The sequence below is a fragment of the Ensifer adhaerens genome (assembly GCF_000697965.2).
GTDB classification, from domain to species: domain Bacteria; phylum Pseudomonadota; class Alphaproteobacteria; order Rhizobiales; family Rhizobiaceae; genus Ensifer; species Ensifer adhaerens.
Window position 1 is genome coordinate 1,106,131 of sequence record NZ_CP015880.1, and the last position, 21,000, is coordinate 1,127,130.

General features: G+C 62.7%; 25 protein-coding genes. 14 read left to right on the top strand and 11 right to left on the bottom strand.

From position 1 onward, the window contains the following. Positions 1-11: 11 nt before the first annotated feature. On the bottom strand, positions 12-1,304 hold the full coding sequence (locus FA04_RS05225; protein ID WP_034795376.1) for a dihydroorotase: 1,293 nt from the start codon (positions 1,302-1,304) through the stop codon (positions 12-14). Further along, on the bottom strand, positions 1,301-2,242 hold the full coding sequence (locus tag FA04_RS05230) for an aspartate carbamoyltransferase catalytic subunit (protein WP_034795379.1): 942 nt from the start codon (positions 2,240-2,242) through the stop codon (positions 1,301-1,303). The genes FA04_RS05225 and FA04_RS05230 overlap by 4 nt, the downstream gene beginning before the upstream one ends. Before the next feature lie 157 nt (positions 2,243-2,399). Between FA04_RS05230 and FA04_RS05235 the strand changes: the two genes are divergently transcribed. Beyond that, positions 2,400-4,052 carry an acyl-CoA dehydrogenase family protein gene (locus tag FA04_RS05235; RefSeq protein WP_034795383.1) on the top strand — a complete coding sequence of 551 codons (1,653 nt, stop codon included), beginning with the start codon at positions 2,400-2,402 and terminating at the stop codon, positions 4,050-4,052. Positions 4,053-4,100: 48 nt separating this feature from the next. On the opposite strand, the gene FA04_RS05240 is transcribed toward FA04_RS05235, so the two are convergent. Next, entirely contained in the window at positions 4,101-5,036 is a 936-nt protein-coding gene (locus tag FA04_RS05240; RefSeq protein WP_034795385.1) for an AEC family transporter, read from the bottom strand. 241 nt (positions 5,037-5,277) lie between these two features. Between FA04_RS05240 and FA04_RS35570 the strand changes: the two genes are divergently transcribed. Both FA04_RS35570 and FA04_RS05245 read left to right on the top strand, forming a co-directional pair. Next, the gene (locus FA04_RS35570; protein ID WP_089045732.1) at positions 5,278-5,418 is read left to right on the top strand and encodes a hypothetical protein; all 141 of its coding nucleotides are present in this window, start codon (positions 5,278-5,280) and stop codon (positions 5,416-5,418) included. After that, a complete protein-coding gene (locus tag FA04_RS05245) occupies positions 5,415-5,756 on the top strand; it encodes a DUF6105 family protein (protein WP_034795388.1) in 342 nt (113 codons plus the stop codon). The genes FA04_RS35570 and FA04_RS05245 overlap by 4 nt, the downstream gene beginning before the upstream one ends. Here FA04_RS05245 and ruvX read toward each other — a convergent pair. Then, entirely contained in the window at positions 5,702-6,187 is a 486-nt protein-coding gene (gene ruvX / locus FA04_RS05250) for a Holliday junction resolvase RuvX (RefSeq protein WP_034795390.1), read from the bottom strand. The two genes, FA04_RS05245 and ruvX, sit on opposite strands and share 55 nt — an antisense overlap. An 81-nt stretch (positions 6,188-6,268) precedes the next feature. On the opposite strand from ruvX, the gene FA04_RS05255 reads away from it, so the two are divergent. The 5 genes from FA04_RS05255 (at position 6,269) to FA04_RS05275 (ending at position 11,065) form a co-directional block, all read left to right on the top strand. Next, a complete protein-coding gene (locus FA04_RS05255) occupies positions 6,269-6,973 on the top strand; it encodes a metal-dependent hydrolase (protein ID WP_034795392.1) in 705 nt (234 codons plus the stop codon). Positions 6,974-7,082: 109 nt separating this feature from the next. Further along, complete coding sequence (gatC, locus tag FA04_RS05260) at positions 7,083-7,370, top strand: Asp-tRNA(Asn)/Glu-tRNA(Gln) amidotransferase subunit GatC (RefSeq protein ID WP_034795408.1); 288 nt, start codon at positions 7,083-7,085, stop codon at positions 7,368-7,370. A 50-nt stretch (positions 7,371-7,420) separates the two neighbouring features. After that, a complete protein-coding gene (gatA, locus tag FA04_RS05265; RefSeq protein WP_034795412.1) occupies positions 7,421-8,902 on the top strand; it encodes an Asp-tRNA(Asn)/Glu-tRNA(Gln) amidotransferase subunit GatA in 1,482 nt (493 codons plus the stop codon). An 87-nt stretch (positions 8,903-8,989) separates the two neighbouring features. Next, positions 8,990-9,481, top strand: a complete 492-nt coding sequence (locus FA04_RS05270) for a GNAT family N-acetyltransferase (protein WP_034795414.1) — start codon at positions 8,990-8,992, stop codon at positions 9,479-9,481. Between the two features lie 132 nt (positions 9,482-9,613). Then, positions 9,614-11,065 (top strand): GGDEF domain-containing protein, encoded by a 1,452-nt coding sequence (locus tag FA04_RS05275; protein ID WP_082572948.1) that lies wholly within the window; start codon positions 9,614-9,616, stop codon positions 11,063-11,065. A 77-nt stretch (positions 11,066-11,142) separates the two neighbouring features. Here the strand turns inward: FA04_RS05275 and FA04_RS05280 are convergent, their stop codons facing one another. Together FA04_RS05280 and FA04_RS05285 are read right to left on the bottom strand one after the other, a co-directional pair. After that, complete coding sequence (locus FA04_RS05280; protein ID WP_034795416.1) at positions 11,143-11,397, bottom strand: YjhX family toxin; 255 nt, start codon at positions 11,395-11,397, stop codon at positions 11,143-11,145. 207 nt (positions 11,398-11,604) lie between these two features. After that, positions 11,605-11,883, bottom strand: a complete 279-nt coding sequence (locus FA04_RS05285; protein ID WP_034795432.1) for a DUF1294 domain-containing protein — start codon at positions 11,881-11,883, stop codon at positions 11,605-11,607. A 160-nt stretch (positions 11,884-12,043) separates the two neighbouring features. Here FA04_RS05285 and gatB point away from each other — a divergent pair, with 160 nt between their 5' ends. The 5 genes from gatB to FA04_RS05310 all read left to right on the top strand — a co-directional run bounded on the left by gatB (position 12,044) and on the right by FA04_RS05310 (position 15,719). Continuing rightward, positions 12,044-13,546, top strand: coding sequence for an Asp-tRNA(Asn)/Glu-tRNA(Gln) amidotransferase subunit GatB (gene gatB, locus FA04_RS05290; protein ID WP_034795650.1), 1,503 nt, complete (start codon positions 12,044-12,046; stop codon positions 13,544-13,546). A gap of 2 nt (positions 13,547-13,548) precedes the next feature. Beyond that, positions 13,549-14,043: a GNAT family N-acetyltransferase gene (locus FA04_RS05295; RefSeq protein ID WP_034795435.1), complete on the top strand. Its 495-nt coding sequence runs from the start codon at positions 13,549-13,551 to the stop codon at positions 14,041-14,043. Positions 14,044-14,145: 102 nt separating this feature from the next. Beyond that, entirely contained in the window at positions 14,146-14,637 is a 492-nt protein-coding gene (locus FA04_RS05300; RefSeq protein ID WP_234798736.1) for a GNAT family N-acetyltransferase, read from the top strand. A gap of 108 nt (positions 14,638-14,745) precedes the next feature. Then, positions 14,746-15,141: an NADH:ubiquinone oxidoreductase subunit NDUFA12 gene (locus FA04_RS05305; protein ID WP_034795438.1), complete on the top strand. Its 396-nt coding sequence runs from the start codon at positions 14,746-14,748 to the stop codon at positions 15,139-15,141. Between the two features lie 125 nt (positions 15,142-15,266). Then, positions 15,267-15,719, top strand: coding sequence for a DUF2155 domain-containing protein (locus FA04_RS05310; RefSeq protein WP_034795441.1), 453 nt, complete (start codon positions 15,267-15,269; stop codon positions 15,717-15,719). A 37-nt stretch (positions 15,720-15,756) separates the two neighbouring features. On the opposite strand, the gene aat is transcribed toward FA04_RS05310, so the two are convergent. The 5 genes from aat to FA04_RS05335 form a co-directional block, all read right to left on the bottom strand. Further along, positions 15,757-16,371 carry a leucyl/phenylalanyl-tRNA--protein transferase gene (aat, locus tag FA04_RS05315; protein WP_034795444.1) on the bottom strand — a complete coding sequence of 205 codons (615 nt, stop codon included), beginning with the start codon at positions 16,369-16,371 and terminating at the stop codon, positions 15,757-15,759. Between the two features lie 10 nt (positions 16,372-16,381). Next, entirely contained in the window at positions 16,382-17,725 is a 1,344-nt protein-coding gene (gene accC, locus FA04_RS05320) for an acetyl-CoA carboxylase biotin carboxylase subunit (protein ID WP_034795446.1), read from the bottom strand. A 12-nt stretch (positions 17,726-17,737) separates the two neighbouring features. Further along, positions 17,738-18,217 (bottom strand): acetyl-CoA carboxylase biotin carboxyl carrier protein, encoded by a 480-nt coding sequence (gene accB, locus FA04_RS05325; protein ID WP_034795447.1) that lies wholly within the window; start codon positions 18,215-18,217, stop codon positions 17,738-17,740. 25 nt (positions 18,218-18,242) lie between these two features. Continuing rightward, positions 18,243-18,689, bottom strand: a complete 447-nt coding sequence (aroQ, locus tag FA04_RS05330; protein WP_034795448.1) for a type II 3-dehydroquinate dehydratase — start codon at positions 18,687-18,689, stop codon at positions 18,243-18,245. Between the two features lie 106 nt (positions 18,690-18,795). Further along, a complete protein-coding gene (locus tag FA04_RS05335) occupies positions 18,796-19,563 on the bottom strand; it encodes a DsbA family protein (RefSeq protein ID WP_034795449.1) in 768 nt (255 codons plus the stop codon). A gap of 233 nt (positions 19,564-19,796) precedes the next feature. On the opposite strand from FA04_RS05335, the gene FA04_RS05340 reads away from it, so the two are divergent. Then, positions 19,797-20,954 (top strand): pyridoxal phosphate-dependent aminotransferase, encoded by a 1,158-nt coding sequence (locus FA04_RS05340; protein WP_034795655.1) that lies wholly within the window; start codon positions 19,797-19,799, stop codon positions 20,952-20,954. The last annotated feature ends 46 nt before the right edge of the window (positions 20,955-21,000 follow it).

Below are 21,000 nucleotides of genomic sequence, written 5' to 3' on the forward strand. Positions count from 1 at the left end.
CCGCTTTCGGCTTAGGCCGAATGCACCAGCTTGCCGGCAACATAGGTTTGCACGACCCGCCCGGTAAAGCGCGCATTTTCAAACGGCGTATTCTTGGAGCGAGAAACGATCGCCTCTTCGTAAAGCACCCAAGGCTCGTCGAGATCGAGGACGGTGATATCGGCCTTGGCGCCGGGTTTCAGCGTACCGGCGTCGAGACCGAAGATCGCCGCCGGCCGCGTCGACATCGCATCGATCAGGCGCATCAGCGGAACCTGGCCGCTGTGATGCAGGCGAAGCGCGGCCGCGGCCAGCGTTTCCAGGCCGATCGCCCCATCGGCAGCATCGGCAAAGGGCAGCCGCTTGGTGTCGACGTCCTGCGGGTCGTGCGAGGAGACGATGATATCGATCGTGCCGTCGGCCAGTGCCTCGGCCATGCCGATCCGGTCGTCCTCGCTGCGCAGCGGCGGCGAAAGCTTGAAGAATGTCCGGTATTCGCCGATGTCGTTCTCATTGAGCGCGAGATTATTGATCGACACGCCGCAGGTGACGTTGGCGCCACGCTCGCGTGCGGTACGGATCGCGGCGGCCGATTCGGGAACCGAGATCTGGGCGGCGTGATAGGCGGCACGCGTCAGTCCGGCGATGCGCAGGTCGCGCTCGAGCGGAATGATCTCCGCTTCGCGCGGGATCCCGGAAAGGCCGAGCCAGCTTGCAAGCAGGCCCTCGTGCATGACGCCGTTGGCACCGAGATACTTGTCGCGGGTCTCAAGAGAGATGACGGCGCCGAATTCGCGCGCATAGGTCATGGCGCGGCGCAGGACCAGCGTGTCGTGAATCGAGCGACGACCATTGGTGAAGCAGACAGCACCCGCTTCGCGAAGCAGGCCGAACTCGGTCATCTCTTCGCCGGCAAGACCCTTGGTCAGCGCTGCGGCCGGGTGTACGTTGACGAGCGCCTTGTCGCGCGCCGTCTTCTTCACATACTCGACGAGCGCGATGTCGTCGATGACAGGGTCGGTCTCCGGCATGGCGATGAAGGTGGTGACGCCGCCGGCAGCGGCGGCCCGCGATGCGGACTCGAAGGTCTCGCGGTGTTCGCTTCCCGGTTCGCCGACGAAGACGCGGGCATCGACGAGGCCCGGAACGGCGGTGAGGCCGGCGCAGTCCTTGACGAAGGCGCCATCCGGCGCGCCCTGGTTCTGGGCATCGGCACCGGCAGCAAGGATAAGGCCGTCGTCGCCGACGATAACAGTGCCGACTTCATCGAGATTGCGCGAGGGATCGACGATGCGAAGGTTCTTCAGAACGAGTGGTCTGGTCATGTGCGCGGCCCCTGGTTCTGCGAGAGAAGCAGCGTTTCCATAACCGCCATGCGCACGGCAACGCCCATCTCGACCTGCTGTTCGATCACGCTCTGCGGCCCGTCGGCGATTTCCGAGGCGATCTCGACGCCGCGGTTCATCGGCCCGGGATGCATGACAAGCGCATCCGCCTTGGCTGCCTTCAGCTTTTCCGCATCGAGCCCGTAGTAGTGGAAGTATTCGCGTACAGACGGCACGAAGGACCCGGCCATGCGCTCGCGCTGCAGGCGCAGCATCATGACGACATCGGCATCCTTCAGGCCCTCGGCCATCGAGTGGTAGACTTCGACGCCCATGTCGGCGATCCCGGAGGGAAGCAGCGTCGCCGGTGCGACGACCCGAACCCGTGCGCCCATCTGGTTCAGGAGCAGGATGTTGGAGCGCGCAACGCGCGAGTGAAGCACGTCGCCGCAGATCGCCACGATGATGCGCGAGAGCTTGCCCTTGGCGCGGCGGATCGTCAGCGCGTCGAGCAGCGCCTGCGTTGGGTGCTCGTGCTGGCCGTCGCCCGCGTTGACGACGGAGCAGGAGACCTTTTGTGCGAGAAGGGCTGCGGCTCCGGCCGAGGAGTGGCGCACGACCAGCACGTCCGGGTGCATGGCGTTCAGCGTCATTGCCGTGTCGATCAACGTTTCGCCCTTCTTCACCGAGGAATTGCCGACCGACATGTTCATCACGTCGGCGCCAAGGCGTTTGCCGGCAAGTTCGAAGGAAGATTGCGTGCGGGTCGAGGCCTCGAAGAAGAGGTTGATCTGCGTCAGACCCCGAAGCGTCGACGTCTTCTTTTCTCTTTGACGGGAGATTTGGACGGCTTCATCGGCGCGATCGAGCAGATAGGTGATATCCTGCTCCGTGAGCCCCTTGATGCCGAGCAGGTGGCGATGCGGGAAAGTGATCATGGGCCGCCCTTGCGCTCTGGAAATGTGGTCGCTCTATAAGACCTGGTCCCCGGCACGGCAAGGCTTGCGCGGTTCAGTCCGCAGAAAACTTGCAACGGCGATCCTATCTTTTCTTCGCCCCGTTCCGTGGTCGAGAAACTTGCGCTAGAACCGGCCCATGAATCAGATGAACCGGACTGAACAGAAACTCGCCGAGCTCAACCAGCCCAAGCCCTGGTCCGGTGTCAACGCCTATCGCTCCGATCCGCTGGTGGTCGACATCACATCGGGCATGAGCAAGACGCTGCGCGATGAGTTCGACGTGCTCGGCCGCTACGTCACCTCGCCGGAGGCCCAGGAACTGGCGCGCATGGCGAACGAAGGTCCGCCGAAGCTGAAGACCCACGGGCCGCGCGGCGAGCGTCTCGATGTCGTCGAGTTCCACCCGGCCTGGCATGCGCTGATGCGCCGCTCGATGTCCTCGGGCCTGCACGCGTCCGCCTGGGAAAATCTGCCGGACGAGCGCAGCCAGTCGCACAAGACGCGGGCGATCCGCTTCTATCTGACGGCGCAGCTCGAATGCGGTCATCTCTGCCCGCTGACGATGACCAGTGCATCGCTGGCAGCGATCACTGCGTCGCCGGCGGTGCAGAAGGAGTGGGCGCCGAAGATCCTGTCGCGAAAGTACGATTCCACCAACCGTCCGTGGATGCAGAAGTCGGCCGTCACCGTCGGCATGGGCATGACCGAGAAGCAGGGCGGCACCGACGTGCGCGCCAACACTTCGACGGCCGAACGGGTGGGCGAGGGCATCTATCGGCTGAATGGCCACAAGTGGTTCATGTCGGCGCCGATGAGCGACGCTTTCGTCATGCTGGCGCAGACCCGCGAAGGGCTTGCCTGCTTCCTGGTGCCGAGGCTCCTGGAAGATGGCAGCGCCAACGGCCTGCGGTTCCAGCGGCTGAAGGACAAGCTCGGCAACCGCTCCAATGCGTCTTCCGAGGTCGAGTTCTCAGACACGTTCGGTTTCATTCTCGGCGCGCCGGATGCCGGCCTCCGCACGATCCTCGACATGGTGACGCTGACGCGGCTCGACTGCGCGCTCGCTTCCGCCGGCATGATGCGCGCCTCGCTTGCCGAAGCCGTACATCATACGCGCGGCCGCAAGGTTTTCGGCAAGCCGCTCGTCAGCCAGCCGATGATGACGCGGGTGCTCGCCGACATGGCGCTCGACGTTGCCGCGGCAAGCGCACTTTCGTTCCGCCTGGCCGAAGCCTTCGACAAGGCGCGCAGCAGCGTGGAAGACGCGGCCTACGCGCGGATCATGACGCCGGTTGCGAAATACTGGGCCTGCAAGATCGCGCCGGCTCTGATCTATGAGGCGATGGAGTGCCTCGGCGGCAACGGCTATGTGGAAGAGCGGGCACTGGCGCGCCACTACCGCGAAGCGCCTGTGAATGCCATCTGGGAAGGCTCCGGTAACGTCATGGCGCTGGATGTGCTGCGGGTTCTCGCCAAGGGCAAGGATCTGTTCGAGCAGCTCTTCGTCGTGCTGGCCCGTGATCTCGGCCCGTCCGGTCGCAAGACGATCGACGTGCTGCGCGCGGCTATGTCGCTGTGCGAGCGTGATGAGGGTGCGGCCCGCATGCTGGTCGAGCAACTGGCGCTCGCCGCCGCTGCCGCCGAGCTCTACCGTCTCGGTGCCGGTCGCATTGCCGATGCCTTCCTCGAATCGCGCCTGGCTGCCGGGTGGCGCTCGACCTACGGCATGCTCGATTCGCGCTTCGATTCCGCCTACATCCTCGACCTTCTCTATCCCCCTGCGGCCTGAGCCGCAGGACGTCCGGCGTAAGCCGTCAGGCCGCTGCGGGATAGGCCGTCAGCCCCCTGCGGCGTAAGCCGTCAGGTAGAGGACCAGCGGTATCGTGAAGAACGAAACGACCGTCTGGACGGTCGCGACCGCCGCATAGAGTTCGGCGTCGCCATCCATCTGCTTGGCCAGTAGATAGCCGTTCATCGCGGTCGGCACGGCCGCGCCGAGCGCGATGACCAGCAGAGCATCGCCGCGAATGCCGAGCAGGTAGCTCGCGCTCACCATGAAGACCGGCATCACGATCAGCTTGAGGAAGACCGCGAGCAACGCCGTCCTGCTGGGCTTGAGCGCATCGGATGCCCGCAGGCCCGCACCGACCATCACCAGGCCGAGGCTGAGCGAGGCGCTTGCCAGCATATCGATCGTGGCCATCACTGGGCCGTAGATCTTCAATCCGATCATGTTGACGAGAATACCGAGCACCGAGGCGACGATCAGCGGATTGGTGACGATCTTGGCGAAGAAGCGGCGGAAGTCGCGATTGCCACCGCCGAACCAGACGAGAACACCGATATTGTAGAGATTGATCGGGATGATCACGAGCGTCATCACCAGGGCGGTCAGTGTCAGGCCGATCGGGCCATAGAGTTTCTGCGCGATCGCCAGCGCCATGAACCCATTCCAGCGTGTCGCCGTCTGGAAGACCGAGGTGAAGGACGCACCTGATACCTGGCGGTTCCGCAGCATCGGCCACAACAGCAGCACGACGACCGACATCAAACTGACGCTTCCGATCGTTGCGATCGCCGTCGCATCGGCCTTCAATCCGGCAAAATCGGCCTGGGCGAGCGTCGAAAACAACAGCGACGGGAAAAGGATGAAGTAGCCGAATTGCTCGAGCCCGAGCCAAAGACCCTGATCGATCAAGGTCGAACGCTTGAGCCAGGCGCCAAGCAGAACCAGGAGGAAGACGGGAAGAATGCTTTCAAAGACGACGGTCATGGGGGAGGGCCTGCGTGCGGGACGTCTATCGCTACCTCAAATCATCGCCGACCGGAATGCGCTGGTGGCACGAGGCGGCGATCAAACGGGAGTGTCCCGCCTTCAAGGATCCGCGACCGGACTGCCCTGTGAAAATTAACCTTAACAAATGGTTTACGTTGCGCGGGTCGCCGCAAGGGCGGAGATTGATCCGGCATTTTAATGGATTCCGGAATGGAGCGGTTCGGTGAGAACTGGTCTTATGATCATCATGATGATGTTTTTTGCCGGACTGGCGCTAGATATCGCAGTTCCCGCGATGGTTCTTGTGGCCGTCGTGCTGGCTGACCGCGCGATTTACCCAGTTGTCTTTCGGCAGATCTCGGAAAGGGGAGCCGCATGAAGTGGTTTCTGATCCTTTGGGGCGGGCCGATCCTGCTGCTGGGCTCCTGGTATGGCCTGTCGTACTACGACATGAGCTTCGGCTTCTTCATGCTGACGAGGCAAACCCATGATCTGGTGTTCCAGATCTACGGCAATGTCCTCGGCATCCCGCCGGAAACCATTCCGCCGCTCGTAGCCCGCGCGATCGTCGTCGACAGCCTGATCGTTTTCGCCATTATCGGCTTTCGCAAGCGCCGCCAGATCGCCGCCTGGTATCGTCGCCACTTCGGTGCCGCGGCCCCTCAGTCCGAGAGGCCGTCTCTTGCCAGCGACGCCAGCCTGTCGAGCGCGCCCTGAAGAATGAACGAGGCCGCGGCCGAATCGATGCGTTCGGCCCGCTTGCGTCGTGACACGTCCATCTCGATCAGCACCCGCTCGGCCGCGACGGTCGAAAGCCGTTCATCCCAGAAGGCAAAGGGCAGGGGCGTTTTCTGTTCCATGTTGCGCACGAAGGCGCGGGTCGCCTGACAGCGCGGCCCCTCGCTGCCGTCCATATTGACGGGCAGGCCGATGACGAAGGCCGCGATCTTTTCTTTCGTCGCTGCCGACAGCAGCGCCTCCGCGTCCACGCCGAACTTGACCCGACGGATCACCTCGCGCGGGGTCGCAAAGCGGCGACCGAGATCGGAGACCGAGAGGCCGATCGTTTTCGTGCCGAGGTCGAGGCCTGCAATCGCCTGGTTCGGCTGTAGCTGGGCTGCGAGTTCTTCGATGGTGAGAATTGCCATGGGATTGTCGATTCGATCTTTGCGCGGAGAGTTGTCTGATCCATATGCTGTTGCGACAGACAAATCATCAGGGAGATCGTCATGAAGATCAAATGGCTCGGCCATGCCGCCTTTCACATCGAAACGGCAAAGTCCAAAATCCTGATCGACCCCTTCTTTACCGGCAATCCGGCGTTCCGCGACGAGGAGCGCCGGGACGCGACCGCCGGGCTCACCCACATTCTCCTGACCCATGGTCACGGCGACCATGTCGGCGATACCATTGCGATCGCCAAGGAGACGGGCGCGACGGTCGTTGCCAATGCCGACCTTGCCGCCTGGCTCGGCCGGCATGGCGTCAAGGCGCTGGAAATGGGGAACACCGGCGGCACGATCAATCTCGGTAGTTTCTCGACGACCTTCGTCAACGCGCTGCATTCGTCGGCGCAGTTGACCGAGGACGGCGTCTCGCACTCGCTCGGCAATGCCAACGGCCTGGTGCTGCATTTCGAGGACGAGCCGACGCTCTATCACATGGGTGATACGGACATCTTCTCCGACATGGCGCTGATCAACGAGCTGCATCAGCCGGAGATCGGCATCGTGCCGATCGGCGATCGTTTCACCATGGGCGGGGCGGTTGCGGCCCTGGCCTGCCAGCGCTTCTTCAAGTTCTCGACAGCCATCCCCTGCCATTACGGCTCGTTCCCGATCATCGACCAGACCCCGGAAACCTTCGTTGCCGGCATGGAAAGCGCGTCGACCAAGGTGGCGACGCCGCACGTCGGCGGCGTCGTCGAGATCTGATGTTGCGCCGGGCCTTTTGACGAGAGGCCCGGTCCTCCGGTAATTCCCCCGTTGCGTGGCTCGCCCTGCGCCATTATAGCGGGGGAAGTTCCAGTTACCGGAGACGATCATGTCCGTAGACCTTGCCACCGTGAAGCGCGTCGCGCGCCTTGCCCGTATCGCCGTCAGCGAAGAAGAAGCCGAACGGATGATGGGTGAGCTCAATGGCATCCTCGGTTTCGTCGAGCAGCTCTCCGAAGTGAATGTCGATGGCGTCGAGCCGATGACCTCGGTCACGCCGATGGATATGAAGAAGCGGACGGACACGGTATCGGACGGCAACAAGGCCGACGACATCGTTGCCAATGCGCCGAATTCCGATCGCAATTTCTTCCTCGTTCCGAAGGTGGTCGAGTAATCTCCCGCCAGCCGCCCCGACGTTTCTGATTGCGAAAGCCAGATTTTACCATGACCGACCTTACCAGCCTGACGATTGCCGAAGCCCGCAGCAAGCTCGCCGCGAAGGACATCACCGCCGTCGAACTGACCGACGCCTATCTCGGCGCGATCGATGCCGCCAATGAGGCGATCAACGCCTACATCGCCGTCACACCCGAAAAGGCACGAGAGATGGCCAAGGTCTCGGATGCGCGTATCGCCGCCGGCAAGGCCGGTGCGCTCGAAGGCATCCCGCTCGGCATCAAGGACCTCTTCGCCACCGAAGGCGTGCACACCCAGGCCTGCAGCCACATCCTCGACGGTTTCGCGCCGCGCTACGAATCGACCGTGACCCAGAACCTCTGGAACGACGGCGCCGTCATGCTCGGCAAGCTGAACATGGACGAGTTCGCCATGGGCTCGTCGAACGAGACCTCCTACTACGGCGCGGTCAAGAACCCGTGGCGCGCCAAGGGCTCCAATCTGGATCTCGTGCCGGGTGGCTCCTCCGGTGGTTCCGCCGCAGCCGTTGCCGCGCATCTCTGCGCCGGCGCGACCGCCACCGATACCGGCGGCTCCATCCGCCAGCCGGCAGCCTTCACCGGCACCGTCGGCATCAAGCCGACCTATGGTCGCTGCTCGCGCTGGGGCACCGTCGCTTTCGCCTCGTCGCTCGACCAGGCAGGCCCGATCGCCCGTGACGTGCGCGATGCCGCGATCCTCCTGAAGTCGATGGCAAGCGTCGACACCAAGGACACGACCTCGGTCGATCTGCCGGTGCCGGATTACGAAGCCGCGATCGGCAAGTCGATCAAGGGCATGAAGATCGGCATTCCGCGTGAATACCGCGTCGATGGCATGCCGGAAGAGATCGAAGCGCTCTGGCAGCAGGGAATTGCCTGGCTGAAGGAAGCCGGTGCCGAGATCGTCGACATCACCCTGCCGCACACGAAATACGCGCTGCCGGCCTACTACATCGTCGCTCCCGCCGAGGCCTCCTCGAACCTTGCCCGCTATGACGGCGTTCGCTACGGCCTGCGCGTCGACGGCAAGGACATCGTCGACATGTACGAAAAGACGCGCGCCGCCGGCTTCGGTCACGAAGTCAAGCGCCGCATCATGATCGGCACCTACGTGCTTTCGGCTGGCTACTACGATGCCTACTATCTGCAGGCGCAGAAGGTGCGCACCCTGATCAAGCGCGACTTCGAACTGGCGTTCCATGCCGGCGTTGACGCCATCCTGACGCCGGCGACGCCGTCGTCTGCCTTCGGCATCGCCGACGAGGATCTGGCATCCGATCCGGTCAAGATGTACCTCAACGACATCTTCACGGTAACGGTGAACATGGCCGGCCTTCCCGGTATTGCCGTTCCCGGCGGTCTCGACCACAAGGGCCTGCCGCTTGGCCTGCAGCTGATCGGCAAGCCGTTCGAGGAAGAGACGCTGTTCAAGACGGCGCATGTGATCGAACAGGCGGCCGGCCGCTTCACACCCACCAAATGGTGGTAATCTCTTGAGGGGCGGTACCGACGAGGTACCGCCCTTTCTTCTTCGGTTGCATTGAAAGCCACTCTTGTCGCGGAAGGAGACCGCGTCATGCCCGTCATCCGCCATGCCCGCGCCGGCGACGTCGACCGGCTGGCCGAAATCGGCCTTAGATCCTGGCAGTCGGCAATTGCGGGCCTCGCCGATGGCGAAAAGATGCGGCGCGTGGCCGAGGCCGCATTTCTCCGTTTTCTGTTCGATCACTGGCTTTCCGTTTTGCTCGTCGAAGGCGAAGGCGCCATCTGCGGTTGGGTGGCGTGCGAGAACTTCGACAATGCGATCTCCGATCTATGGATCGAGCCGCAGCTCCAGGGCAGGGGCTTCGGCGGGCTGCTGTTTGCTGAGATCGAGCGTCGTATTGCTGCGGACGGATTCGACGCGGCCACCACCAAGACGCACGCGCGCAACGACCGCGCCGTGCGCTTCTTCCGCAATCACGGCTATGGCGTGAGTTGGCTGTCGACCGCCTATGCGCCGCAACTCGACAGCGACGTTGCCTTCATCGGTCTGAGCAAATCTCTGGAGCAAAGCCCGGATCATTGACACCCCGCCACCTCATGCATGGCAGCCACGCGCAAAGCCGGCTGGCCTATTCACACCGCATTCATTAGGCCCATGAAATATTATGGGGTATGACGTTGTGGTGGGGCACCGCAAGGGGGGCGCTTGTTGCAGATGCTGGATAAAACGGTTCCGCGACCGTTGGTTCTGAGACCTTTCCACCATTCGTTTTGGCTTGCCGGCCTGGGCGTGATCGTCTTCACCGCCTGCGTGCTCGGCATCTTGAGTCGCCCGGTCGGCATGCTGGCTTCGATCTGGCCGGCAAATGCGATTCTGCTCGGCCTGCTGATCAGAAGACCGTCGCTCGCCAGCCCGGCTGGATGGCTGACGGCGGCATTGGCCTACGTTCTTGCGGACCTGGTGACCGGCGCGGATCTCTATGAAGCCGCGGCGTTGAATGCGGCCAACATGGTCGGCGTCGTCATCGGATTCCTGCTCTATCGCCGCTTTTCGCCGGAGCATCGGCACCTGCGCCGGGCGCGCTCGGTCCTTTACATGTTCGCTGCCTCCTCCTTGGCGGCGATGGGCGCCTCGCTCGTCGGAGCGGTCGCGGTTCACCTGTCCTTCGGCAAACCCGTCGCGGACGCATTCGTCGCCTGGCTCACCACCGAGCTGGTCAATTATGTGGTTCTGCTCCCGGTGTTCCTGGCAGCGCCGCTTCCTGAAGACGGTTTGCGATCCCGTGCCACGAGAATGACGGTTTCAACGGCCTCTGCTTCTGCAACCGTCTGGCCGTTCGTCTCCCTGGTCTTGTCCTGCGCTGCGGCGCTCGTCATCGGCGGCCCAGGCGCTTTCGCTTTCCCGGTGCCGGCACTCTTGTGGTGCGCGCTCAGCTATGGCTTGTTCCCGGTGACGATCCTGACGGCGATCGTCTGTGTGTTGACGCAGATTGCCGTTGCCTCCGGCGCCCTGCATCTCGGCGTCAGCGGCGTTGCCGAGGAGACGCTCACCTCCACCCGGCTGGGGACGACCCTTCTTGCGCTCTGCCCGCTGGCGGTCGCCAGCGTCGATGCCGCACGACGGGCGCTGATTGGGCGCCTGTCCCATGCGGTCGATTATGATTTTCTGACCCAGTGCCTGGCGCGCGCGACCTTCATGGCGCGCGCGGCCGCGCTGATCGCAGCGCCGGTCGCCCGAAAAGGCGGGACGGTGGTAATGATGCTCGACATCGACCGCTTCAAGGCGATCAATGACACCTATGGTCACGCCGTCGGCGATCAGGTGCTGGTCTCGGTCGCAGGCGCCGTTCGCGGGACGCTGCGTTTTGAGGATCTCGTCGGTCGGCTTGGCGGCGAAGAGTTTGCCGTTGTGCTGGTTCGGCAATCCCCGACTGATGCGCTCAAGGTCGCCGAGCGACTGCTCGAGGCCGTGCGCGCGCTCCATATCGATCTGGAGCAGGGCGGAAGGATCGCCGTCACCATCAGCATCGGCGCTGCCGAAGTCATGACCCGCGACACCGGTCTCGACGGCCTGCTGCTTGCGGCCGACCGCGCGCTCTACCAGGCGAAGGCTGCGGGCCGTGACCGCGTGCAATGCGCTGCCCCGTCGAGCGCTCACGCAACGTAAGTCACTTTCCGTAAAGTAAAGTGCGCATCTGACGATACCGGGCATGCTGGCATGCCCGGTATCGTTCGTATTCGCCGCTAGCGGTTGTTAAGTTCGGAGCGCACGAGCTGCAGCCCGCGTTCCGTGATGCGGTAGGGTTTTCCGCCGGACGATGAAATCGCCTTCTTCCGCTTCAATTTGCGGAAAAGTTCGAGGTCGAAGCCGGGATAGACCCAGCCGTCACGGGTGAAGCACCGGATTTCGGTGATCGCCTTGTCGTCGCGGGTGATTTCGATGCGGCCGCCCTGGGCCAAATGATGAAGAATGCGCTGTTCTGCGCGCGAGATGTCCATTGTCTGAATGTTCCGGAATCGCGTTCGTTTGAACGCAGGAAAACGTTCCGCAAATTACTGAAGATGCGGGGTGACGTTTCCGGCCCGTGCGCGCAATCAAAGCGGATTACGCGGACGGGCTTTACCGGGACTCAGGCGAAGAACGGAACATAAAAACTCCAATAGAACGGTGCCTTCCTAAAAGGCCGTCGTTCGCGCGTCAAGGTGTCATTGCAACGCCAGGGTGCCAATGGCCGCCAGCGCCACTTGCAAGACGATGATCAACGCGAGGCGCGTGCGAAAGGGTTCCTTACGCGTCTTGTGTCGGAAGATATGGCGCGCCGTCATCGCTCCCGGGCTGCCGCCGAAAAAGGCGAGAGTGAGCAGGGTCCGCTCGCTGATCCGCCGTCGGCCGGAGCGCGCCGCTTGCTTGTCGTACCAGAACAGCCCGAAGGCCGCCAAGTTGATGAGAATTGCGAACGAGAGCAGGGCAGGGCCGATGGACATGAGCGAAGTCTTGCCGATAGGCGCTAAACGGTGGTTAAGAGAGGCTCGCCGTCCGCATGAGATTGCATATGGCGCTTCTGATCCAGCCGAACAACTTGCACCGGCGGACCAATTGTTCTACCGAGAAACCAAGAATTCAGGCTTCAAAGAAGAGCATGATATGAGCATTGTCGACGTCCGCACCCCCGATCCGAAACGCTTCATCCCCGGCGCCACTGGCGACTGGGAAGTCATCATCGGCATGGAAGTCCATGCCCAGGTGCTTTCCAATTCGAAGCTGTTCTCGGGCGCATCGACGGAGTTCGGCAATGCGCCGAATGCGAACGTCTCGCTGGTCGATGCCGCTATGCCCGGCATGCTGCCCGTGATCAACGAGGAATGCGTGAAGCAGGCGGTACGCACCGGTCTCGGCCTCAAGGCCGCGATCAACAATCGCTCGATCTTCGACCGCAAGAACTATTTCTATCCGGACCTGCCGCAGGGCTATCAGATCTCGCAGTTCAAGGATCCGATCGTCGGCGAGGGCAAGATCATCATTTCGGTCGGCCCGGATCGTCAGGGCCAGTTCGAGGATGTCGAGATCGGCATCGAGCGCCTGCATCTGGAACAGGATGCCGGAAAGTCGATGCACGACCAGCATCCGTCGATGTCTTATGTCGACCTCAACCGCTCGGGCGTGGCGCTGATGGAGATTGTCTCCAAGCCGGACATGCGCTCGTCGGATGAGGCCAAGGCCTACATGACGAAGCTGCGCTCGATCGTGCGCTATCTCGGCACGTGCGACGGCAACATGGACGAAGGCTCGATGCGCGCCGACGTCAACGTTTCCGTGCGTCGTCCGGGCGAGGGCTTCGGCACGCGCTGCGAAATCAAGAACGTCAACTCGATCCGCTTCATCGGCCAGGCGATCGAATACGAGGCACGCCGCCAGATCGGCATTCTTGAGGACGGTGGCAGCATCGACCAGGAGACCCGCCTGTTCGACCCGAACAAGGGCGAGACCCGCTCGATGCGCTCCAAGGAAGACGCGCACGACTACCGCTACTTCCCGGATCCGGACCTGCTGCCACTGGAGTTCGACGACGCCTTCGTCGAGGCGCTGAAGGCCGACCTGCCGGAACTGCCCGACGACAAGAAGGAGCGCTTCGTGCGCGACCTCGGCCTCTCGGTCTATGACGCCTCGGTGCTCGTCTCCGAAAAGTCGATCGCCGATTATTTCGAGGCGGTTGCCGAAGGGCGTGACGGCAAGATTGCCGCCAACTGGGTCATCAACGACCTGCTCGGTGCCTTGAACAAAGCCGGCAAAGCCATTGAAGAGACTCCGGTTTCCCCGGCACAGCTCGGCGGCATCATCGATCTCATCAAGGCCGAGACCATCTCCGGCAAGATCGCCAAGGACCTCTTCGAGATCGTCTGGAACGAGGGCGGCGACCCGGCCGAGATCGTTGAAGCGCGCGGCATGAAGCAGGTGACCGACACCGGCGCCATCGAGAAGGCCGTCGACGAGATCATCGCCGCCAACCCGGATCAGGTCGCCAAGGTGCAGGCCAAACCTTCGCTCGCCGGCTGGTTCGTCGGCCAAGTGATGAAGGCGACCGGCGGCAAGGCCAATCCGCAGGCCGTACAGGCGCTCGTCAAGGCCAAGCTCGGCATCGAGGAATAACGATGTTCTTCGTGCGCACGGCAAGCGAGCGCGACCTGGAGAAGGTTCGCGCTCTGCTGATCGAAACGTGGCACGCGACCTATGACACTTTCTACGGTGTCGAGAAGGTCAACGAACTCACGGAGCGCTGGCATTCGCTGCCGGCGCTCAAAGCCCGGCTCGCGCGCAAGAACGCCGAGTTTCTTGTTGCCGACGATGGAAGGCAGCTGGGCGGCATGGGCTATGCGGCGATGTCCGACACGCAAGCCAAGACGGTGGTGCTGCACCAGCTCTATGTCCTTCCGAAGTTCCAGCGCCAGGGCGTCGGTCGCGATATCTTCGCCGAACTCGAAACCTGCTTCCCGGACGCCGAGCGCATGCGCGTCGAGGTCGAGCCGCAGAACCTGCACGCGCTCACCTTCTATCGCGCGCACGGCTTTGCCGAAGTGGGCGAGACCCCGGTTGACGACCCGTCCGGTCTGCCGGCCATCGCTCTGGAAAAGCCGCTTCTCGGCTAGGCGATCCGTCCGATTGCCTGAAGTTTCGCATGCCTGTGGATAAGCTTGAGAGGCACGGCTCTGTCATCGCGCCGTTACCTCCGGGTGTTTGATCCGCGGGCGATGAACGATGTGAGCGGGGAAACCATGGACGCGACCGAACTCTTGATCCGCAAGGCCGAGCGTAAGGACCTCGAAGCGATCGTCGCGCTCTTCGCCAATGATCCGCTCGGCGGCCACGGCGACACGACCGACCCCGAGGCCTTCGCGGACTACGCCGCTGCCTTCGACCGGATTGAAGCCTCGACGCTGCAGACGCTCTTTGTCGCGGTTCTTGAAGGGCAGGTCGTCGGTACTTTTCAAACCGCGCTGCACACGTCTCTGTCGGGGCGTGGAAGCTCCAGCCTGATCGTCGAAGCGGTCCAGACGCGTGCGGACATGCGCGGCCGTGGGATCGGTGAGCGCATGATGCGCCATGCGATCGGCGAGGCGCGGGAGAAGCGCGCAAAGAAGGTAAGGCTCACGTCCAACGCCGTGCGCACCGATGCGCATCGGTTCTACGAGCGTCTCGGCTTTGCGCGCAGCCACTTCGGCTTTCAGCTGCCGTTGAAATGACCGCCTCCGCCTCGGAATCACTGGACAAGCCCTGAGCGGCGGGGCATAAGCGGGAACATTGTTTTGGTATCTGGCCGCCTTCCCAACGGCCGGTCAAGGACGGCATCCATGAAGCTCCTGCTGCAGATTTTCACCTGGTGGAACGAACAGACGATCGGAACGCGCTTTCACACCTGGCGCCACGGTCAACGGGTCGGTCAAGACGAGCTCGGTAATGTCTACTACCAGGGCGGCAAGGACTCCGAAGGCCGCACCCGCCGCTGGGTGATCTACAACGGCTACGCCGAAGCCTCCGCCATTCCGGCCGGCTGGCACGGCTGGATGCATCACCGGACCGACGTTTCTCCGGCTGATGAAAAGTACACGCCGCGCGAATGGCAGAAGGCGCACCGCGTCAATCCGACCGGAACGGCCAACGCCTACCGCCCGCAAGGCTCGATTGCCGCCACCGGCAAGCGTCCCCGCGTGACCGGCGACTACGACGCCTGGACGCCCGGCTCCTGAACAATCTGTTCTCAGTGACGACGACGGACCGCGGAATGGGTTCCTCGATCATGGCGCGGCCACAATTGATGGTTAGCGCCTGAAATCCATCGATGACGAACAGGATACGCGGGAGACAGGCGACTATGGCAGGTTCTGATCTGCGCAAGGCAATCGGCCAAGGAACGCGGCGTTTGGGCTTGTCCCTGCTTGCCGCCTTGCCGCTGGTCGCATCTGCGGAAGCGGTTGACGCAGCCCGCCTTTCCAACGCCGTCGCCGTGTTCTCCGGCATCGACAAGATCACCGGCCGCATCACTACTTTCGACGTCTACATCGGCGAGACCGTGCAGTTCGGCGCCCTTCAGGTCACGCCGCGCGTCTGCTACAGCCGTGACGACACGGAAGCGCAGAAGATCACGACCTTCGTCGAGGTCGAGGAAATCACACTCGACCGCAAGATCCGCCGCATCTTCACCGGCTGGATGTTTGCCGATAGCCCCGGTCTGAACGCCGTCGAGCATCCGGTCTATGACGTCTGGCTGCAGTCCTGCAAGGCGACCTCGGACCTGCCGCCGCCGGACACCGCGCAGAAGCGCTGAGCGGCGGCGTATTCCCATTCTTTGAGATTTGGCTTGGTTAGAAGGCGAGGTCGGGCGACGACATCGCGTTCGCCAGAAGCACTTCGTATTCCGCCTTTGGCACGTCGATGGCACCAAACGACTTCAGGTGCTCGGTGGTGAACTGTGTATCGAGCAGTTCGAAGCCACGCGCCTTCAGTCGCTCGACCAGATGGACGAGGCAGATCTTCGAGGCGTCGGTGCGTCTGGAAAACATGCTTTCGCCGAAGAAGGCCGAGCCGAGCGAAACGCCGTAAAGTCCGCCAACCAGTTGGTCGCCTTCCCACGCCTCGACGCTGTGGGCATAGCCCATCGTATGCAGCGTCGCGTAGAGCGTGCGGATCTTGTTGTTGATCCAGGTGGTTGGCCGGTCGGGAGCAGGGGCAGCGCAGCCGTCCATGACCGCTTCGAACGCGGTGTTGAAGCGGATGTCGAAGGGCTTTCGGCGGATGGTTTTGGCGAGGCTGCGAGAGGTGTGGAAGCCTGCGAGCGGGATCACCCCGCGAATTTCCGGCTCGACCCAGAAGATTTCCGGGTCGTCAGCCGAATCGGCCATCGGGAAGAGGCCGATCGAATAGGCGCGCAGCAGCATGTCCGGCGTAATATCGGGCTGCTTGCTGCGCGTCCCCTTCAATGTCAGGTCCTTACTCGGACGTGGCGGCCAGATGCTTCTCCAGCCAGTGGATATCGTAGTCGCCGTTGGCAATGTCCTGATTATTGATCAGGTCCTGGAACAGCGGAAGCGTCGTCTTGATGCCGTCGATGACAAATTCGTCAAGCACGCGGCGCAGACGCATCATGCATTCGACGCGGGTACGGCCGTGCACGATCAGCTTGCCGATCAGGCTGTCGTAGTAAGGCGGGATCCGGTAGCCCTGATAGGCACCCGAGTCGACGCGCACGCCAAGACCGCCCGGCGCATGGAAATGCGTGATCGTGCCCGGGGATGGGACGAAGGTGCGCGGGTCTTCGGCATTGATGCGGCACTCGATCGCGTGGCCGGAGAACACGATGTCTTCCTGCCGGACCGAGAGGCCACCGCCGGAGGCGACGCGGATCTGCTCGTGCACCAGGTCGATGCCGGTGATCGCCTCGGTGATCGGATGCTCGACCTGAAGACGGGTGTTCATTTCGATGAAATAGAACTCGCCGTTTTCGTAGAGGAATTCGATCGTGCCGGCGCCGCGATACTTCAGCTTCTTCATGGCGTCGGCGCAGACCTGACCGATCTTCATGCGCTGGTCGACGTTGAGCGCCGGGGAGTTTGCCTCTTCCCAGACCTTCTGGTGACGACGCTGCAGCGAGCAATCGCGTTCACCGAGATGCACCGCATTGCCGGCGCCGTCGCCGACGATCTGGATTTCGATGTGGCGCGGCTTGGAGAGGTACTTCTCCATGTAGACGGCGTCGTTGCCGAAAGCGGCAAGCGCTTCGGTGCGGGCCGTCGCAACGGCTTCCTCGAGGTCAGCCTCGCTGCGGGCGACCTTCATGCCGCGGCCGCCGCCGCCGGCGGTCGCCTTGATCAGGACCGGGAAACCGATCTTGCGGGCGACTTCGAGGGCGTTTTCCGGCTTTACTTCGCCGTCGGAGCCCGGAACGACCGGGATGCCAAGTTCCTGCGCCGTTTGCTTGGCGGTGATCTTGTCACCCATGATGCGGATGTGTTCCGCCGTCGGGCCGATGAAGGTGATGTCGTGCGCTTCAAGGATTTCGGCGAACTTGGCGTTTTCCGACAGGAAGCCGTAGCCTGGATGCACAGCGTCGGCACCGGTGATTTCGCAGGCGGCGACGATCTGGTGAATGTTCAGATAGCTATCGCGCGAGGGCGGCGGGCCGATGCAAACGCTCTCGTCGGCGAGGCGCACATGCATGGCGTCGGCGTCGGCCGTGGAATGAACGGCGACCGTGGCGATGCCGAGTTCCTTGCAGGCACGAAGCACGCGAAGGGCGATTTCGCCGCGATTGGCAATGAGAATTTTCGAGATCATCGCCGCGCCGCCTTATTCGATTACGATCAGCGGTTCGCCATATTCGACGGGGGCTGCGTCCTGGACGAAGATTTCGGTGACCTTGCCCGAGCGCGGAGCCGGGATCTGGTTCATTGTCTTCATCGCTTCGATGATGAGGATCGTCTGGCCTTCCTTGACCGTGGCGCCGACTTCAACGAAGGGGCGGGCTCCCGGTGCGGGAGACAGATAGGCAGTGCCGACCATCGGTGCGGTCACGGCATTCTTCGATGCACGGGCGCTCTCGGCGGCAGGAGCAGCAACGGCGTTTGCAGGAGCGGCCACTGCGGCGGGCATCTGGTAAGCCGGCATCTGCGGCATGGCCATCGGCATGGCAACCGGCGTGCCGTTGCGCGAAACGCGAATGCGCAGGTCGTCCTGCTCGACTTCGATCTCGGTCAGATCGGTATCCTTGAGAATGTTGGCGAGATCGCGGATCAGCGCCTGGTCGATACCTGGTTTCTTGTCAGCCATGGAATATGAGCCTCTTGTGTTCTTTTTATTTCGACGGATTTGTCAGGTTCTTTAGCGCATGCAGCGCAAGAATGTAACTCTGGGCGCCGAAGCCGCAGATGACGCCCTTGACGGCGGGTGCGATCATCGACTTGTGGCGGAACTCCTCACGCGCATGGATGTTCGAGAGGTGCAGTTCGACGACCGGAATGCCGATGGCGCGGATGGCATCGTGAAGCGCGATCGACGTGTGGCCATAGGCGGCCGGGTTGATTGCCACGCCCGCGGCGACGTTGCCGGCCTCGTGCAGCCAATCGACCAGCATTCCCTCATGGTTCGACTGGCGGAAATCGACGTCGAATCCGAGCGCCTTGCCTTCTGCCTTGCACATGGCCTCGATGTCGGCCAGCGTCTGGCCGCCATAAATACCCGGCTCGCGCTTGCCCAGCGCATTCAGGTTGGGGCCGTTCAGCACGAAAATGGTCGATGGCATAAGGGATTCCGGTCCGGTCATGGAGGGTTACCTATAGACTGATGGTCCCGCGAGGAAAAGCCCTTTGGGCCCTAGCGGGATTTGTCCACAGTCATGGGAAGGTTTGTCAGCAGGCGGTCTTGCCGCATTCGCGCATATTGGCGACCTTGCCCTCGATCTCCTCGGCGCCGACGGCCCCGAAGACCGCTTCGTTGCCGATGACGTAGGAGGGCGTTCCGGTGATGCCGAGGTCGTTGGCAAGGCTGTAGGCCTCGCGCACGGCCGCATCATGCGGCTCCTTTTCCATTTTCGCGCGCAGGTCCTTTTCGGAGACGCCGAGCTTGGCGGCAACTGCAAGCGCTGTCTCCTCCGTGGCGCGGTCTTCCCCGCCGAGCAGCGCCCGGTGGAAGTCGCCGTATTTTTCCGGAGCGACCAGGCGGAAGGCGGCGCTCACCTTGTGGGCGGCCAGCGAATCCGGTCCGAGGATCGGCAGTTCCTTCAGCACGAAGCGCACGTTCTTGTCCTTGGCGAGGATGTCGTCCATGTCGGAAAGCGCGCGTTTGCAGTAGCCGCAGTTGTAGTCGTAGAACTCGACAACGGTGACGTCGCCCTTGGGATTGCCGAGCACCATGTCGTAGTCGGAATTGAAGATCGCCTTGTTGTTCTCGGTGATCGCGCTTTCCGCCGCTTCCTGCTGCTTGGCGCGCTGTTTCGTCGTCAGCGCCTCCTGGACCTCGAGCATGATCTCCGGATTGGCGATCAGGTATTCCTTGATGAAGGCGCCGATCTCTTCCTTCTGCTTCGCGTCGAGCGCGAATGCGTTCTGGGGCAGGCTGACCCCGGCTACGAGCGCTGCGAGCGTCCCGGCGGCAATCATCTTGGTGCTGAAGTTCATTTCTACCTCGTTGTCCTTGCGTATCCCGTGTGTCGTCCATCGCGTGTCGCCGGGTCAACCGGCTGTTCTGAATGACAACAGGATTCCTCGTATTCGCAATATGCCGGCAGCATAGGGTGGGTGCCGCGGAAACGAAACGGCAAAATCGGCGGAAATACGGCACTCGCGGACTTGTGAAGGTCATTTTCATCGGGCAAAGGGCTGGAGAACAGCCGCATATCGAGGATTTTCCGTTGGTAGATTTGTCAAAACGCAGTGCCGTCGAACCTTTCCATGCGATGGACGTACTGGCGGAGGCGACCCGTCGCCGGGATGCCGGCCACCCGGTGATTTCGATGGCCGTCGGGCAGCCCGCCCACCCGGCGCCGAAGGCAGCTCTTGAAGCGGCGCGCAAAGCGCTTGAACATGGCCGGCTCGGCTATACCGATGCGCTCGGCACCTTGTCGCTGCGCACAGCAATCGCCCGGCACTATGAAAAGCGCCACGGCATCGCGCTCGATCCGCAGCGGGTCGCGGTCACCACCGGCTCATCCGCAGGCTTCAATCTCGCTTTCCTGGCCCTCTTCGATCCTGGCGATTGCGTCGCGATCGCGAGGCCCGGCTATCCGGCCTATCGCAACATCCTCGCAGCGCTTGGCCTGACGGTCGTCGAGGTCGAGGCCAATGCCGAGACCGGCTTCACTCTGACGCCTGAAAGTCTTTCGCGTGCCGCTGCGAAAATAGGCCGTCCATTGAAGGGCGTGCTTTTGGCGAGCCCAGCCAACCCGACCGGAACGGTGACGGGTAGGGCGGGCATCAAGGTGCTGGCTGACTATTGCCGGGCCGAATCGATCGCCTTCATTTCCGACGAGATCTATCACGGACTGACCTTTGCCGGCGAAGAGGCAAGCGCGCTGGAGGTGACCGACGAGGTAATCGTCATCAACTCCTTCTCGAAATACTATTGCATGACCGGCTGGCGGATCGGCTGGATGGTGCTGCCGGCTGACAAGGTGCGCGGCTTCGAGCGCATCGCCCAGAGCCTCTACATCTCGCCGCCCGAGCTCTCGCAGATCGCGGCAGAAGCAGCGCTCAACGCGCATGAGGAGCTCGACCGTTACAAGGCCGCCTATGCCGCCAACCGGGACATGCTCATGAAGCGGTTGCCGGAGATCGGCTTCTCGATCGCCTCGCCGATGGACGGTGCCTTCTACGCCTATGCGGATGTCACCCGCTTTACCAATGACAGCATGGCCTTTGCCAAGCGGATGCTCGCCGAGATCAACGTCGCGGCAACCCCGGGATTCGACTTCGATCCGCTGGAAGGGCACCGCACGATGCGCTTCTCCTATGCCGGCGCCGAGGCCGACATGGTCGAGGCCATGGACAGGATCGCGCGTTGGCTGGCGTGACGCTCTGAACAGGCAGGCAGGGGCAAGTCCCTTCTGCCATCCGCCC

Coding starts and splice junctions, on each gene's coding strand:
- FA04_RS05335 (WP_034795449.1), bottom strand. CDS start 19,563: ATGAACTTCAGCACCAAGATGATTGCCGCCGGGACGCTCGCAGCGCTC.
- gatB (WP_034795650.1), top strand. CDS start 12,044: ATGAGCATTGTCGACGTCCGCACCCCCGATCCGAAACGCTTCATCCCC.
- FA04_RS05230 (WP_034795379.1), bottom strand. CDS start 2,242: ATGATCACTTTCCCGCATCGCCACCTGCTCGGCATCAAGGGGCTCACG.
- gatA (WP_034795412.1), top strand. CDS start 7,421: ATGACCGACCTTACCAGCCTGACGATTGCCGAAGCCCGCAGCAAGCTC.
- FA04_RS05295 (WP_034795435.1), top strand. CDS start 13,549: ATGTTCTTCGTGCGCACGGCAAGCGAGCGCGACCTGGAGAAGGTTCGC.
- FA04_RS05285 (WP_034795432.1), bottom strand. CDS start 11,883: ATGTCCATCGGCCCTGCCCTGCTCTCGTTCGCAATTCTCATCAACTTG.
- FA04_RS05225 (WP_034795376.1), bottom strand. CDS start 1,304: ATGACCAGACCACTCGTTCTGAAGAACCTTCGCATCGTCGATCCCTCG.
- FA04_RS35570 (WP_089045732.1), top strand. CDS start 5,278: ATGATCATCATGATGATGTTTTTTGCCGGACTGGCGCTAGATATCGCA.
- FA04_RS05270 (WP_034795414.1), top strand. CDS start 8,990: ATGCCCGTCATCCGCCATGCCCGCGCCGGCGACGTCGACCGGCTGGCC.
- FA04_RS05305 (WP_034795438.1), top strand. CDS start 14,746: ATGAAGCTCCTGCTGCAGATTTTCACCTGGTGGAACGAACAGACGATC.
- FA04_RS05245 (WP_034795388.1), top strand. CDS start 5,415: ATGAAGTGGTTTCTGATCCTTTGGGGCGGGCCGATCCTGCTGCTGGGC.
- aroQ (WP_034795448.1), bottom strand. CDS start 18,689: ATGCCATCGACCATTTTCGTGCTGAACGGCCCCAACCTGAATGCGCTG.
- gatC (WP_034795408.1), top strand. CDS start 7,083: ATGTCCGTAGACCTTGCCACCGTGAAGCGCGTCGCGCGCCTTGCCCGT.
- FA04_RS05275 (WP_082572948.1), top strand. CDS start 9,614: ATGCTGGATAAAACGGTTCCGCGACCGTTGGTTCTGAGACCTTTCCAC.
- accB (WP_034795447.1), bottom strand. CDS start 18,217: ATGGCTGACAAGAAACCAGGTATCGACCAGGCGCTGATCCGCGATCTC.
- FA04_RS05240 (WP_034795385.1), bottom strand. CDS start 5,036: ATGACCGTCGTCTTTGAAAGCATTCTTCCCGTCTTCCTCCTGGTTCTG.
- ruvX (WP_034795390.1), bottom strand. CDS start 6,187: ATGGCAATTCTCACCATCGAAGAACTCGCAGCCCAGCTACAGCCGAAC.
- FA04_RS05255 (WP_034795392.1), top strand. CDS start 6,269: ATGAAGATCAAATGGCTCGGCCATGCCGCCTTTCACATCGAAACGGCA.
- FA04_RS05280 (WP_034795416.1), bottom strand. CDS start 11,397: ATGGACATCTCGCGCGCAGAACAGCGCATTCTTCATCATTTGGCCCAG.
- FA04_RS05235 (WP_034795383.1), top strand. CDS start 2,400: ATGAATCAGATGAACCGGACTGAACAGAAACTCGCCGAGCTCAACCAG.
- FA04_RS05300 (WP_234798736.1), top strand. CDS start 14,146: ATGAACGATGTGAGCGGGGAAACCATGGACGCGACCGAACTCTTGATC.
- accC (WP_034795446.1), bottom strand. CDS start 17,725: ATGATCTCGAAAATTCTCATTGCCAATCGCGGCGAAATCGCCCTTCGC.
- FA04_RS05310 (WP_034795441.1), top strand. CDS start 15,267: ATGGCAGGTTCTGATCTGCGCAAGGCAATCGGCCAAGGAACGCGGCGT.